The organism is Cellulosimicrobium cellulans (genome assembly GCF_042723955.1).
Classification (GTDB): Bacteria; Actinomycetota; Actinomycetes; order Actinomycetales; family Cellulomonadaceae; genus Cellulosimicrobium; species Cellulosimicrobium cellulans_H.
Genome location: NZ_JBHXIC010000061.1, coordinates 1 through 14,583, shown reverse-complemented (window position 1 = coordinate 14,583; position 14,583 = coordinate 1). Strand labels below are relative to the sequence as shown.

At 73.5% G+C, this 14,583-nt stretch carries 12 protein-coding genes; 9 read left to right on the top strand and 3 right to left on the bottom strand.

Features of this window, described 5'->3' with window-relative positions; genetic code table 11:
• Nucleotides 1-4 precede the first annotated feature (4 nt).
• Nucleotides 5-1,459: an MFS transporter gene (locus ACFWH7_RS15335; RefSeq protein ID WP_378217497.1), complete on the bottom strand. Its 1,455-nt coding sequence runs from the start codon at nt 1,457-1,459 to the stop codon at nt 5-7.
• A gap of 125 nt (nt 1,460-1,584) precedes the next feature.
• Here ACFWH7_RS15335 and ACFWH7_RS15330 point away from each other — a divergent pair, with 125 nt between their 5' ends.
• The 4 genes from ACFWH7_RS15330 to ACFWH7_RS15315 all read left to right on the top strand — a co-directional run bounded on the left by ACFWH7_RS15330 (nt 1,585) and on the right by ACFWH7_RS15315 (nt 5,052).
• The gene (locus ACFWH7_RS15330; protein ID WP_378217495.1) at nt 1,585-2,178 is read left to right on the top strand and encodes a DUF3043 domain-containing protein; all 594 of its coding nucleotides are present in this window, start codon (nt 1,585-1,587) and stop codon (nt 2,176-2,178) included.
• A 40-nt stretch (nt 2,179-2,218) separates the two neighbouring features.
• Nucleotides 2,219-3,391 carry an epoxide hydrolase family protein gene (locus ACFWH7_RS15325; protein WP_378217493.1) on the top strand — a complete coding sequence of 391 codons (1,173 nt, stop codon included), beginning with the start codon at nt 2,219-2,221 and terminating at the stop codon, nt 3,389-3,391.
• A gap of 195 nt (nt 3,392-3,586) precedes the next feature.
• Nucleotides 3,587-4,216, top strand: coding sequence for a PAS and ANTAR domain-containing protein (locus ACFWH7_RS15320; protein WP_378217491.1), 630 nt, complete (start codon nt 3,587-3,589; stop codon nt 4,214-4,216).
• A 182-nt stretch (nt 4,217-4,398) separates the two neighbouring features.
• Nucleotides 4,399-5,052 (top strand): fasciclin domain-containing protein, encoded by a 654-nt coding sequence (locus ACFWH7_RS15315; protein ID WP_378217489.1) that lies wholly within the window; start codon nt 4,399-4,401, stop codon nt 5,050-5,052.
• Between the two features lie 80 nt (nt 5,053-5,132).
• Here the strand turns inward: ACFWH7_RS15315 and ACFWH7_RS15310 are convergent, their stop codons facing one another.
• Both ACFWH7_RS15310 and ACFWH7_RS15305 read right to left on the bottom strand, forming a co-directional pair.
• The gene (locus ACFWH7_RS15310; RefSeq protein ID WP_378217487.1) at nt 5,133-5,909 is read right to left on the bottom strand and encodes a MerR family transcriptional regulator; all 777 of its coding nucleotides are present in this window, start codon (nt 5,907-5,909) and stop codon (nt 5,133-5,135) included.
• Between the two features lie 75 nt (nt 5,910-5,984).
• On the bottom strand, nt 5,985-7,109 hold the full coding sequence (locus tag ACFWH7_RS15305) for a serine hydrolase domain-containing protein (RefSeq protein ID WP_378217484.1): 1,125 nt from the start codon (nt 7,107-7,109) through the stop codon (nt 5,985-5,987).
• A gap of 229 nt (nt 7,110-7,338) precedes the next feature.
• On the opposite strand from ACFWH7_RS15305, the gene ACFWH7_RS15300 reads away from it, so the two are divergent.
• The 5 genes from ACFWH7_RS15300 (at nt 7,339) to ACFWH7_RS15280 (ending at nt 14,440) form a co-directional block, all read left to right on the top strand.
• On the top strand, nt 7,339-10,074 hold the full coding sequence (locus tag ACFWH7_RS15300) for a helix-turn-helix transcriptional regulator (RefSeq protein ID WP_378217481.1): 2,736 nt from the start codon (nt 7,339-7,341) through the stop codon (nt 10,072-10,074).
• Between the two features lie 111 nt (nt 10,075-10,185).
• Entirely contained in the window at nt 10,186-11,010 is an 825-nt protein-coding gene (locus tag ACFWH7_RS15295) for an alpha/beta fold hydrolase (protein WP_378217478.1), read from the top strand.
• A gap of 20 nt (nt 11,011-11,030) precedes the next feature.
• Complete coding sequence (locus ACFWH7_RS15290; protein WP_378217476.1) at nt 11,031-11,858, top strand: alpha/beta hydrolase; 828 nt, start codon at nt 11,031-11,033, stop codon at nt 11,856-11,858.
• 106 nt (nt 11,859-11,964) lie between these two features.
• Nucleotides 11,965-13,368, top strand: coding sequence for a DNA polymerase IV (locus ACFWH7_RS15285; protein WP_378217473.1), 1,404 nt, complete (start codon nt 11,965-11,967; stop codon nt 13,366-13,368).
• A 61-nt stretch (nt 13,369-13,429) separates the two neighbouring features.
• Nucleotides 13,430-14,440 (top strand): aldo/keto reductase family protein, encoded by a 1,011-nt coding sequence (locus ACFWH7_RS15280; protein WP_378217471.1) that lies wholly within the window; start codon nt 13,430-13,432, stop codon nt 14,438-14,440.
• Nucleotides 14,441-14,583: the final 143 nt, after the last annotated feature.

Genomic DNA, 14,583 nt, shown 5'->3' with positions numbered 1-14,583 from the left:
ACGGTCATGCGCGACGGACCGGGCGCACGAGGAACCGGACCACGAGCGTCGCTGCGAGAGCCACGAGCAGCGCTGCGACGAACGCGTAGGCCGGCAGCGCCTGGGCGGACGCGCCGTCGTCCGCGGGGGTCGTGCCGTCGCGGAGCATCGAGCGGTGCACGACGACGGCCACGACCCCGGAGGCCGCGATGCCGAGCGCCGTGCCGAGCTCGGCCGACACCTCCTGGGTCGCGGCTGCCGAACCCGTCTGCGCGGGTGGCGCCGACGAGATGACGAGGTCGCTCACGAGCGCCGCGGCGGCGCCGTGACCGAGACCGAGCACCGCGACCGACGCCGCGAGCGCCGGCGCGGGCACGCCCGCCCATCCGACCACTCCCGTCAGCACGGCCCCGGCGACGATCACCGCCAGGCTGGCGGCGACGACCGGCTCGGGGCGGAACCGGGAGGCGAGACCCGGCGCGACCAGCGCGCCGACGATGTTCACCGCGACGTACGGCAGCGTCCACAGGCCCGCCTCGAGCGGGTCCAGGTCCGCCGCGAGCTGCAGGTGCTGCGTGAACAGGTAGTACACCCCGACGACGCCGATCCCGGTGAGCAGCAGCGTGCCAAGGGCGGCGGCCGGCCGGCGCGCGGTCACGAGGTGCAGGTCGAGCAGCGGGTCGGGGAGCCGGCGCTGGCGTCGGACGAAGAGCCCGAGCACCAGCCCTCCGGCGACCAGCACGGCAGTGTCACGCACCGCCGCCGGGCCTCCGGCCGGGCCGGCCGCGAGCTCCTGGAGACCGAAGACGACACCGAGCATGCCCGCGACGGACAGGGCGACGCTCGTCAGGTCGAGCCGTACCCCACCGCTCGCCCCACGTGCCTTCGGCAGGAGCCCCGGCGCCAGGAGCACGAGCAGGAGCATCGGCGGCACGTTGACGAGGAAGACGGACCCCCACCAGAACCGATCGAGGAGCGCCCCGCCCAGGACCGGCCCGATCGCGGCGCCGACCGAGAAGGCGCTGAACAGGATGGCGATGGCGAGGCGCCGCTGCGCGTCGGCGGGGAACATCTCGCGCAGGAGGGAGAAGAGCGCGGGCATGAGGGTCGAGCCCGCGACGCCCAGCAGAGCCCGGACGAGGATCAGCGCCTCCGCGCTCGTCGCGGTCGCGGCGAGAACGGACAGGACGGCGAACGCGGTCGCCCCGACGAGCAGGAGGCGCCGTGCTCCGACGCGGTCCGCGAGCCTCCCGGCGGTGACGAGCGTCCCCGCGATGAGGAAGCCGTACACGTGGGAGATCCACAGCGCCTGCGTGGCCGAGGCCTCCAGGTCCACGGTGATGGAGGGCAGCGCGAAGAAGAGGACGGTGAGGTCGGTCGCGACCATGAGCATCGGGAGGACGAGCAGGGCGAACCCGGCCCATTCCCGAGGACCGGCTCGGACGACGGGGGACTCTGTGGCCTCGGTTGTGGGATTCATCGGTCCTCCTCGCAGTGAAACCATTCCGTTACGTCTCGTAATGTTATGCGGTCGTCGGCCCTCCTGCCACCGTGCCGGGGCCCGGAGGATGCCGGGCACCCGTCCGGCTCGACTACGCTGGAGGGGTGTTCTCCCGCAACAAGCCCGCCGCGACGCCCGCCGCCCCCGACCCTGTCGAGCAGGCGGCCGAGATCGAGCAGGCCGGCAAGGGCCGCCCGACGCCCAAGCGCAAGGTCTCCGAGGCCGCGAACAAGCGACCCCTCGTGCCGAACGACCGCCGCGCCGCCGCGAAGTCGGCGCGGGAGAAGCAGCGGGAGATGCGCGACCGCCAGTACCAGGCGATGCAGACGGGTGACGAGCGTTACCTGCCGCCCCGTGACAAGGGCCCGGTCAAGCGCTACGTCCGCGAGTACGTCGACGCGCGCTGGAACCTCGGCGAGTTCTTCCTGCCCGTCGCGCTGGTCTTCATCGTCTTCTCGTTCCTCACCGCGCAGAACCAGGACCTCGCGTTCCTCACGGTGATGACGCTCTACGTCATCGTGCTGCTGACGGTCGTGGACGGCTTCATCATGTGGCGCCGTCTGCGCAAGCGCCTGCTCGCGAAGTTCGGCGAGGTCCCCAAGGGCACGGTCATGTACGCCGTCATGCGTGCGTTCCAGCTCCGCCGTGCCCGCCTGCCCAAGCCGACGCACAAGAAGCACGGCGTCTACCCGGAGTAGCCGCCCGCGGGCGTGCTGCGGTCCCGCTAGCCTCGACGTCATGGCGCAGCGCGTGACCGACCTCGAGAGCTTCACTCCCCGGATCTCGGACGCGGTGGTCGACGACCTGCGCTCGCGCCTGCGGGCGACGCGCTGGGTCGACGCACCGGACGGGCTCGGCTGGGACGCCGGAGCGGACGTCGCGTACCTGCGCGACCTGACGGCGTACTGGGCCGACGGCTTCGACTTCGCCGCGCACCAGGCGCAGATCGCCGCGCTCCCCGGCCGGCGCGCGACGATCGACGGGGCGCGCGTCCACTTCCTCCACGGGCTCGCGCGCCCGCGACCCGGCGACGCTCCCCCGCTCCCGCTCCTGCTCGCCCACGGCTGGCCCGACTCCGCGTGGCGGTACCGCAAGGTCGTGCCGCTCCTGACCGACCCGGGCGCCCACGGGGCCCCGGACCGCGCGGGACGACGCACCTTCGACCTCGTCGTCCCCGACATGCCCGGCTTCGGCTTCTCCGACGTCCCCTCCGGCCCCGCCCCGGACAACCGCGCGGTCGCCGCCCTGTGGGCCGAGCTCATGACTGCCCTCGGCTACGACAGGTTCCTCGTCGCAGGCGGGGACATGGGCAGCCACGTCGCCCGGTTCCTCGCGCTCGACTTCCCCGACCGGGTGATCGCCGTGCACCGCACCGACGCCGGGCTGCCCCTGTTCACGGGCGACCCCGCGTCCCTCACGCCCGAGGAGCGCGACTGGCTCGACGAGAGCGCGCGGTGGCGCACGAGCGAGGGTGGCTACGCCGCCGTGCAGAGCACCAAGCCGCAGTCCCTCGCGGTCGGCCTCACCGACTCCCCCGCCGGTCTCGCGGCCTGGGTCGTCGAGAAGCTGCGGTCGTGGAGCGACTGCGGCGGCGACCTCGAGTCCGTGTACACGCGCGACGAGGTCCTCGCCCTCCTCACCGAGCACTGGGCGGCCGGCAACACCGGGGCCGGTGTGCGCGCCTACCGGGCCAACGCCGCGATCCCGCGCGACCAGCTCGCGCGCTACGTCGAGGTGCCGTCCGGCTTCTCGGTGTTCGTCGGCGACGTCGTGCGGCCGCCACGGGCCTGGCTCGACCGCGTCGCGAACACCGTCTACGCCACCGAACCGCCCCGCGGCGGCCACTTCGCCCCGTTCGAGCAGCCCGAGAGCTACGCCCACGAGCTGCGGTCGTTCGTCGACCGGCTGTAGGGACCACCAGCGCAAGAGGCGCACCGGCCGCGGGCTTCTTCACTGACCGGTACCCCCTGCGGCGCCTCGGCCGCACCTCACCATAAGAACCGGTTCCGGGTGCACGCCACCTGTCGCCCCCGGCGCTTCGGGAGTACGGTCGAAGGGTCGAGTCTGGACCTAGCTCCTCATCCTCTGAAGAAGGTGGAGCGCGACATGTCCCTGGACGACCACGCCATCGAGCACGCCCTGGCCCGCGGTGCGAGCCAGCAGATCGGCCAGTACCGCCTGGACCTGGCCACCGGCACCTGGTGGTGGTCGTCCGAGACGTTCCGGGTGCACGGCTTCGAACCGGGCGAGGTGGTGCCCACCACCCAGCTCGTGCTGGCGCACAAGCAACCGGACGACCGCGAACGGGTGCGGCAGATCCTCGACGAGGCACAGACCACCGGAGATCCCTTCTCCAGCGTGCACCGCATCATGGACGCCCGCGGCAAGGAGCGCTACCTCGTCATCGTCGGCCAGGGCCGTCGCGACCCGGGCACGGGCGAGGTCGTCGAGCTCCTGGGGTACTTCGTCGACATCACCTCCACGGTGGCCGCCGGCGGGGAGGAGAGGGCGCACCGCGACATCGCGGCGGCCGCGGCGGGACGCGGGCCGATCGAGCAGGCGAAGGGCATCCTCGTCGCGACGCACGGCCTCGACCCCGACGAGGCGTTCGGTCTGCTCAAGCGCGCGCCGAACGACAAGAACGTCCGGCTGCGAGACCTCGCGCGCGTCGTCGTCGACGAGGCCACGCGCTCCGGCGCGGACTGCGCCGAACGCGTCGACGCCCTGCTTACCTGAGCGGCCGAGCACCCGCCGGAACGAGGCGCCCGCGGTCGGGGACAACCCGGGCCGGCGAGCACGAGGTTCCTCGTTCCCGCCGACGTGCATCCGAGAGCGGCATCCGCACGGAAGGGAGGATGGGCGCCACCCCGGCGCTCGGCAGCGCGAGCTGCCTCGTGTGGAGACGGAAGGACTCGACGATGACCCTTCGACACGCTCTTCGATGCTCGGCCGCGACCGTGGGCGCCGCGGCGCTCGGCCTGGCGGGTGTGGTGGTGGCAGGCCCGCCCGCCGCGGCGAGCACGCCCGGGACGGCCAGCCTCGCCCAGGTGCTCGCAGCGGACGGCGACACGTTCGATCGCAACCCGTACGACTTCGACGTCCTCGACCAGGCCGTGGCTGCGGTGCTCGCGGCCAAGCCCTCGAGCCCGGTCGCCGTGCTGGCGGACGGGACCGTGCCCCTGACGGCCTTCGTGCCGAGCGACCGCGCGTTCCAGCTCTTCGCGTGGGACCTCACGCACCGGTGGCCGCGTACGGAGCAGGCCGCGCTCGAGTCGATCGCGGGAACCGTCGGGATCGACGCGGTCGAGCAGGTCCTGCTGTACCACGTGGTCCCGGGCGCCGGGATCGACTCCCGCACGGCGCTGCGTTCGGACGACGCCGTGCTCACCACGGCGCAGGGGGCCGGTGTGCGGGTGGACGCGCTCAGCCGCTGGGTGCCGCTGGTCCGCCTGGTCGACCAGGACCGCAACGACGTCGACCCGTTCCTGATCAGGTCGCAGCTCGACCTCAACAAGGGCAACGCGCAGATCGCGCACGGCATCACCGCCGTCCTGCGCCCGGTGAACCTCTAGCAGGCCGACGGGACCCGTGGGTCGCCGCACCGCCGCACGACTCGCCATCCGGCCCCGCGTCGGACGCTCAGGCGTCCGGGCTACCTCGCCGGGATGCGGACACCGGCGGACCGCAGGCGGCCCTCGACCAGAGCGACGCCCTGTGCGGCGGCCGTCCCCTCGGCCTCGCCGTGGTGCGCGATCAGCTCGTAGCGGGCAGCGGCGTCCGTGCGCGCGCGCAGGCTGGTCACGATCCGCAGCCGTTCGGGGTGAGCGAGGAAGTGGTCGGCCATCGCGCCGGCATACTCGGCGACCCGCGGGTCGTCCGGCGCCAGGGCCGACGCTTCGACGCCACGATGGATGAGGGCGACGAAGGCCGGGTCGTCCACGGCCTCCGTGACGCCCGCGACGTAGTCGTCGAACTTGTCCGGGACCAGCGCCCGGGCGAGCACCATGCCCTCGCGCGCCGCGGCAACCTCCGAGGCGGGGAACCCGAGACCAGGCATGCGGTCCAGCAGGGCGACGGCGGCGCCGGGCAGCAGGGCGCGGTCACCGTCGGCGAGCCGGCGCAGCGCAGCCGCCTGGGCCGTCAGCTCGTCGATGCGCTCGGAGAGCGTGCGCTCGACGGCGGCGAGGCCGGCGGCGAGCGCGTCGGGACTCGCGTCGAGCAGCGCCGCGACGTCCGCCAGCGGCACGCCCGCAGCGGCGAGCGCTCGGACCCGGACGAGCCGCAGGAGACGGTCGGAGCCGTACCGACGATAGCCGGAGCCGTCGCGCTCGGGCTCCTCGAGGAGACCGACCTTGTGGTAGTGCCGCACCGTCTTCACGGTGACGCCGACGAAGGCCGCCGCCTGCCCGATCGTGACCCCGTCTGCCATGTCCCCCAGTATGCGTCGTCGCTGGTCACGACGGCAGGGTGCCGGGCACCCGGGCAGGGGTGCCCGGACCGTGGGTCAGCGGGCGACGCCGTCGCCCGGGAACACGGCGGCGAGGAGAGCCTTCTGCGCCTCCTGGAAGGCGCTCTGGACGGACATCTCGGCGTCGTCGACGCAGTTCACCGCGGCGGCCATGACGGTGCTGCCGTCCGGCGTGCCGAACATCAGCGTCGCGTAGCCGGCCATGCCCCCGTTGTGGGTGACGAGCGTGCCTCCGTCCTCCGTCTCCAGGACGAACACTCCCAGGCCGTACCCCATGCCCGGGAGAGGGGTGGGGTACGGGTCGCACATCTGCGCGACGAGGTCGGCCGGCAGGAGCCTGCCGCCGAGCAGGGCGGAGAAGAACGTCACGAGGTCGCGGGGGGTCGAGATCATGTCGCCGCCCGTCGAGATCCAGGACGGGTCGTGGCGCGAGACGTCGACGGTCTGCACCTGGCCGTCCTCCTCGTAGCGGACGTAGGCGTGGGCGTGCGGCTCGGGCAGGTCCGGCGAGCCGTTCGGCACGACGGTGCCCGTCAAGCCCAGCGGTCCGCTGACCAGCCGGTTCATCTCGTCCGCCAGGGTGCGGCCGGTGACGTTCTCCACGAGCAGGCGGAGCAGCACGTAGTTCGTGTTGGAGTAGCTCCACCGCGTGCCGGGCTCGAACCGCGGCGCCCTCGACAGCGCGAAGCTCACCAGGTCCTGCGGGCGGTGCGTCTCGAACCGCGCGTCGAGCCACTCGCGGGCCGCCGGCCCGTAGTTGCTCGGCATCCCGGTCTCCCACGTGCCGTCGGCGGCAGCGTCACCGGTGAAGTTGAAGACGCCGCTGGTCTGCTGGAGCAGCATGCGGACGGTGATGCGCGGGTCGAGCCCGAACCCCGGCAGGTGCGTGGCCGCCGCGTCGTCGAGGCCGAGACGACCCTCGTGCACCAGGAGCAGGACGAGCGCGGCGGTGAAGGTCTTCGTGTTGCTGCCGATCCGCGTGTGGCCGTGGACCGACGGCGCGGCGGTACCTCCGAGCTCGGCCAGGCCCGCGGCGGCGGCCCACTCTCCCTGCGCGTCGTGGACGCGCAGGGAGATGCCGAGGACGCGGTCGTCCACCAGGGTGGCGAGCGTCTCGCGCACGTGCGGGCGATCGGCGACGGCGGACGGGGTGGTGGTCATGGGGTGCTCCCTCGGCGCTGGTGACGGCTCCCTGCCGTCTGCGACGAGCGTTCACCCTGCCCCTGGGGCAACCTCAACTGTGACCCGCGTCACTCGCGCCCGACGTTCGTCCCTGTCCTACCGCCGCACCGAGCGCACCTGGCCGACCGCACCAAGACGCGCGACCGCACCAGGAGCAATGTCTTCCGACGCCTAGTCGAGACACCGGCGCGTTCCCTATCTTGTGCCTATGCACGGCGGTGGGCGCCTTCTCGGACGGGTCGACGAACGTCAGCAGCTCAACGCGCTGGTCAGCGGTGCGCGCAACGGCCGCGGTGGGGCGACAGCGGTCCTCGGCGAGCCCGGCATCGGCAAGACGACCCTGGTCGCGGCGACATCGGAGGAGGCCGGTCTCGCCCTGCTGCACGTCGACGGCTTCGAGTCGGAGTCCTCGATGCCGTTCGCCGCGATCCAACGGCTCGTGTCCCTGCTGCAGGACCGTCTCGAGGAGATCCCGACGAGGCAGCGGCAGGCCGTGCTCGTCGCGTCCGGTCAGTCCGACGGCCCGGCACCGGACCGGTTCCTCGTCGGTCTGGGGATGTTGAGCCTGCTCGCAGCGACGAGCGCGGGAGACCCTGTCGTGTGCGCCGTCGACGACGCCCATCTCGTCGACGCCGAGAGCCTGGACGTCCTGGCCTTCGTCGCGCGCCGCCTGGCCGCGGAGCGCGTGGCCATGGTGTTCGCCGGACGTGCGGAGCCTGCGCTCGTCGAGCGGTTGGCGGGAGTCCCGCAGCTCGTGCTCGCCGGGCTCGACCCCGAGACGGCGGTGCGCCTCCTCAACCGCTCCCTGCGCCGTCCGCTCGCGCCGCCGGCGGCCCTGGCCATCGCCCGTGCGACGGGCGGCAACCCGCTCGCGCTGATCGACCTTGCCGGCGAGTCGCTGGTGCACGAGCTGCCCGACCTGGGCATCTCCGACGAGCCGGTCCCGATCGGTCGTCATCTCGAGGAGCACTACGTGCGCCGGGTGCGTCGGACGGAGGCCTCCGTCCAGCGCTGGGTGCTGCTCGCGGCCGCCGACTCGACGGGGAACGTCGACCTGGTGTCCGGCGCCGCACGTGAGCTCGGCCTGGAGCCCGACGGCGGCGACCGCGCGGAGCTGGCCGGGCTCCTCTCCCTGGCACCCGCCGTGCAGTTCCGGCACCCGCTGGTGCGGTCCGCCGTCTACAACGCTGCTTCCGGGGCGGAGCGACGGCACGTGCACCGCGCGCTGGCGCGCGCGGCTGAGCGGCTCGGTCTGGTCGAGACCGAGGCCTGGCACGCGGCCCGTGCTGTCGTCGGGACGGACGAGGCGGTCGCCGACCGCCTCGCCCATACCGCCGACCTCGCCGCGCGACGAGGCGGCTTCGCCTCCCGGGCGAGCATCCTGGCCAGGGCGGCCGAGCTCACCCCGCCCGGGCCCGCGCGCGAGGACCGTCAGGCCGCAGCGGCGGAGGCCGCGCTGGCAGCGGGCGCCACGCACGTCGCCCAGCGCCTGGTCGAGGAGGTCGACCTGTCCGTGGCCCGGCCGGTGACCCGCGGGCGCGTGACGCTCGTCCGCAGTGCGCTCGGCATGTTCGTCGGCGACGCCGACGGCGTACGAGGAGCGACTGCCGCGTGCCTGGAGGCGGCCCGCCACTTCCATGGCCATGACGTGGACCGCGAGCAGCGAGCCCTGCTGCAGGCGTTCGAGATGAGCTGCACGGCCGAGTTCGCGACGATAGCCGTCACGCCCGACGAGCTGGGCCGTCGCCTCGTCGCCGGCGCGGAGCTCGCACCGGGGGCGGCCGGGACCATCCTGCGAGGTCTGGGCGCGCTCGTCCTGGAGCCCTACGACCAGGCGGTCGGCCCCGCACGCGACGCCCTGGACGCGATCCTGGCGCTGCCCGACGGCCAGATGATGCGCATGCACAGCGCCATCGCGTCGCTGGGCACGTTCCTGTGGGACGACGCCGGCCGTGCGGACGCGCTGGTACGGGCGGCGCGGGCTGCCCGGGACGCCGGCGCCCTGCAACAGCTCGACAGCATCCTGTGGACGACGGCGATCTCGGAGCTGTGCGGCGGGACCCTGCAGCGCGCCACCCGCGCCGACGACCTCGTCCGCGAGGTGCGCCGCGCCATGGGCTTCGACGCGGAGAACGTCGTGAACGCGGCCGTGCTGGCCTGGAGCGGCGCACCCCACGAAGCCGTCCTCGCCGTCGCGCAAGGCGCCCTGGAGACAGGGTTCGGAGGAGTCACGTCGTCGGGCATCGCGGCCCTCGTGGTGCGCGACCTCGCCGACGGCAGCTACCGCGACGCCTACGAACGCCACCTCCCGCTCGTCACCCGGCCGTTCCTGCACGTCACGCCCAGCCAGTACGGCGACTTCGTCGAGGCGGCCGTGCGCAGCGGGCACGCCCGCGAGGCGCACTCGCGCGTGCAGGAGCTGGTCGTGCGCGCCGACGCCAACGGGTCAGCGTGGTGCCGAGGCGTCGCCGAGCGCGCGCTCGCGCTCGTGGCGGCCGACGACGACGCCGAGCCGCACTACGTCGCGTCCCTCGACGCGCTGGCCTCCACGCGAGCGGAGATGGATCTGGCACGGTCCCACCTCGTCTACGGCGAATGGCTGCGCCGCGCCCGGCGCCGCCGAGACGCCGCCCGACAGCTACGGCTAGCGCTCGGCCACTTCCACGACAGCGGCGCCGAGCTCTTCGTCCCTCGGACCCTCGCGGAGCTCAAGGTGGTCGGCGTGGAGGCGCGGGTCGACGGCCGGACGAGACACCTCGACCTCACGGCGCAGGAGCTCACCGTCGCACGTCTCGCCGCCGCCGGGCGGACGAACGCGGAGATCGGCGCCAACCTGTTCATCAGTCCCAACACGGTCGACTACCACCTGCGCAAGGTTTTCCAGAAGCTCGGGATCTCCTCCCGTCGCCAGCTCGCCGACCGTATCGCCGACCGCGGCGCCTAGGACGCAAGGCGCCGCGGCTGCGTCGGGACTACGTGCGACACGTGGTCCGGCCCGACGAGGGCCGGGCGAGTCTCGAAGGGCCCGATCCTCACTCCGACCGCGGAGGGCCCGATGCCCTACATCACTGCAGACGACGGCGCGCAGATCTTCTACAAGGACTGGGGGACCGACGGGACGCCCGTCGTCCTGAGCCACGGCTGGCCCCTCAACGCCGATGCCTGGGAGGCAGCCGCGCTGTTCCTCGCCGAGCACGGCCACCGAGCGATCGCCCACGACCGTCGTGGGCACGGCCGGTCCAGCCAGACCTGGCACGGCAACGAGATGGACACCTACGCCGACGACCTCGCCCAGCTCCTCAACGCCCTCGACGTCACCGACGCCACGCTCGTGGGCCACTCCACCGGCGGCGGCGAGATCGCCCGCTACGTCGGGCGGCACGGCACCGCCCGCGTGGCCAAGATGGTGCTCGTCTCGGCCGTCCCGCCCCTGATGCTCCAGACCGACGACAACCCCGACGGGCTGCCGCTCGACGTCTTCGACGGGATCCGGTCCGGCGAGGTCGCGAACCGCTCCCAGCTCTACCGCGACCTGGCCGACGGCCCGTTCTTCGGCCACAACCGCGACAACGACGTACCGCAAGGGTTCCGCGACGCCTTCTGGCTGCAGAGCATGGCGTGCGGCCACCGCGCCGCCTACGAGTGCATCGCCGCGTTCTCCGCGACCGACTTTCGCCCGGACCTCGCCGCGATCGACGTCCCGACCCTCGTCATCCACGGCGACGACGACCAGATCGTCCCGTTCTCCGTCGGCGGCCGGCGCACGGCCGACCTCGTCGACGGTGCCGTGCTCGCGGTCTACGAGGGCAGCGGTCACGCCCTGCCCGACACCGACCGTGAACGCCTGCACGCCGACCTCCTCGCCTTCATCGACGCCTGAGCACACCAAGGAGACGCACCATGAACGACGTCGCCCGACCTGACACGGTCGTCCTCATCCACGGCCTGTGGATGACCCCGCGCAGCTGGGAGGACTGGGTCACGTACTACGAGGCCAAGGGCCTCACCGTCCTGACCCCGGCATACCCGGGCTTCGAGATCGAGGTCGAGGCGCTGCGGGAGAACCCCCAGATCATCGCCGACCTCACCGTCCCCGAGACCGTCGACCACCTCGCCGCGGTCATCGAGGAGCTCGCCACGCCGCCGATCATCATGGGTCACTCGTTCGGCGGCGTCATGACGCAGCTGCTGCTGGCCAGAGGTCTGGGAGCGGCGGCGGTCGTGATCGACTCCGCGCCCACCGAAGGGGTGCACGTCACCCCGGTCTCCCAGGCTCGTTCGCTGTTCCCCGCGCTGCGCAACCCCGCCAACCGTCGGCGCGCGGTCGCGTTCACGCCCGAGGAGTTCCACTACGCCTTCACCAACACCCTCAGCGCGGAGGAGTCGCAGCGCGTCTACGACCGTTACGCGATCGCCGCCCCGGGGGCGTGGGTGTGGGAGTACGGCCTCTTCGCGAACTTCAAGCCCGGACCCCAGGAGACCTGGGTCGACTACACCGCGGACCGGGCACCGCTCCTCTTCATCGCCGGCAGCGAGGACCACATCATGCCGCCGGCCGTCAACCGGTCCAACGCCAAGCACTACCACCGCTCCCCCGCGGTGACGGAGTACGTCGAGCTCGAGGGCAGAGACCACTGGACCTGCGCGGCCCCGGGCTGGGAGGCCGTCGCCGACCGCGCCCTCGACTGGGCCCTCGCCCAGTCCGCGGTCCGGAGCGAAATCGGCTGACGCACGCCACGCGCGACCCCGTCGGCCGACCCCCGCAGAGGACGGCCGACGGGGTCGCTCGTGAGGCCCGGCAGCCGCTGTGGGACGGCCAGGGCAGAGTAGGGCGGTGAGTACCGACCGCGCGCCGCACGCTCCGGTGCTGCGTGCGCGCCCCACGATCGCGCACCTGGACGCCGACGCGTTCTTCGCGGCGGTCGAGCAGCACCAGCGGCCGTCGCTGCGCGGGCGACCGGTGCTCGTCGGCGGCGTCGGCCCGCGCAGCGTCGTCGCGACGGCGTCGTACGAGGCACGGCAGTACGGCGCACGGTCGGCGATGCCGATGGAGCAGGCGCGGCGCCTGTGCCCTCCGTCGACGGTTGTCGTGGTGCCGCGGTTCGCCGCGTACGCGGCGTACTCCGCCCGGATCATGGCCGCGCTGCGCGAGGTCACCGACCTCGTGGAGCCGGTGAGCATCGACGAGGCGTTCGCGGACGTCGCGACCGCCGTCGCGCCGAGCACCGACCTCGACCGGTTCGCCCGGCGGGTCCAGGAGCGGGCTCGCGAGCTGAGCGGGCTCCCGGTCTCCCTCGGGCTCGGCCGGTCCAAGCTCGTCGCCAAGCTCGCCTCCGAGGCCGCCAAGCCGGGCGGCGTCCGGGTCGTCGAGGCCGCCGACGAGGACGCGTTCCTGCTCGACCTGCCCGTGCGGGCGCTGTGGGGCGTCGGCCCGGTCACGGCAGCACGCCTCGACGAGCACGGGGTGCGCACCGTCGCAGACCTGCGCCGCCAACCGGTCGACGCCCTGCTCCAGGTGGCCGGCGAGGCGGGCGGCACCAACCTCTACCGGATCGCGCGCGGCTGGGACGACCGGCCCGTGGCGACGGTGCGTGAGCGCAAGTCCGCCGGTGCCGAGCACACCTTCGACACCGACCTCCACGGCCGCGCCGCGGTCGACGCGGCGCTGGACCCCGTGGTCGACGCCGCGCTGGCCCGTCTGGAGCGGCACGCCGTCGCCGCTCGCACGGTCGTCGTCAAGGTGCGCCTCGCGTCGTTCACGACCCTGACCCGCTCGGTCACCTTGTCCCGCCCCGCGGCCGACGCGGGTGCGCTGCGCGACGCCGCGCACCGCGCCCTCCGCCTCGCCGACGTCTCCGAGCCCGTCCGCCTGCTCGGCGTCGCGTTCCACGCGCTGTCGGAGCACGCCCAGCTCATGCTGCCGCTCGGCACCGACGAGCACGAGGCCCCCGCACCCTCCACCGCCGAGGCAACGCCCACGACACCGGCGACAGGCCCGGTCCGGGCGACGGCCGCTCTCCTCGCGCCCGGCCTGGACGTCGAGACCGCGGCCGACGGTCGAGGGTGGGTCGTGCGCGTCGGGGACGACGGGCGCGTCGCGGTGCGCTTCGAGACCGCGCTGACCGGGCCGGGCTACCAGCGCTGGATCGACCCCGCCGCCGCGGACCTCACGCTCGTCGAACCGCTCGGCCCGGAGGGCGAGCCGGTGCGCGCCACGGCCCCGGACGACGGCGCGTGAACGCGGCTCCCACGCGCTCAGCGGACGCGCGCGCATCCTCGTCCGCCGTAGGCTCGCGACCATGCGCTACCGATACCTCGGCAACTCCGGCCTCAAGATCTCCGAGATCACCTACGGCAACTGGCTCACCCACGGCTCCCAGGTCGAGAACGACGTCGCGACGGCGTGCGTCCACGCGGCGCTCGACGCCGGCATCTCGACGTTCGACACCGCGGACGTCTACGCGAACACGAAGGCCGAGCAGGTCCTCGGCGACGCGCTGAAGGGGCAGCGTCGCGAGTCGCTCGAGATCTTCACCAAGGTCTACTGGCCCACCGGCCCCGGCGGCCCCAACGACACAGGGCTCTCCCGCAAGCACGTGATGGAGTCGATCAACGGCTCCTTGCAGCGCCTCGGCACCGACTACGTCGACCTCTACCAGGCGCACCGGTACGACACCGAGACGCCGCTCGAGGAGACGATGCAGGCGTTCGCGGACATCGTCCGGCAGGGCAAGGCCCTGTACATCGGCGTCTCCGAGTGGACCGCCGACCAGATCCGCGCCGGCGCCGCGCTCGCGAAGGAGCTGGGCTTCCAGCTCATCTCCTCCCAGCCGCAGTACTCGATGCTGTGGCGCGTCATCGAGGACGAGGTCGTGCCGACCTCGCGGGAGCTGGGCCTGTCGCAGATCGTCTGGTCCCCGATGGCCCAGGGCGTGCTCTCGGGCAAGTACCTGCCCGGGCAGGCGGCCCCCGTGGGTTCGCGCGCGGCCGACGAGAAGGCGGGCCGCGGCGGGATCTCGCAGTTCATGACCGACGACGTCCTCACGCGGGTGCAGGGCCTCAAGCCCGTCGCGGACGAGCTGGGCCTGACCATGCCGCAGCTCGCCGTCGCGTGGGTCCTCCAGAACGACAACGTCGCGGCGGCGCTCGTCGGGGCCTCCCGACCCGAGCAGGTCGCCGAGAACGTCGAGGCGTCGGGCGTGACGATCCCGGCCGAGCTCCTGGCACGCATCGACGACGTCCTCGGGGACGCCGTCGAGCGCGACCCGGCCAAGACCGCCGAGAACGCGCCGCAGACGCGCGTCGTCTGACCCCGGCGCAACGCGCGACGACGGCCCCGGCGGTGATCCGCCGGGGGCCGGCGGGTGGGCTCTCCCGCCGGGGGCCGGGGAGCCGCCCCCGCCCGCGCGGGGGGCCGTGGGGGCGGCGACCCGCGCGCCGGGCGCCGGCGCGG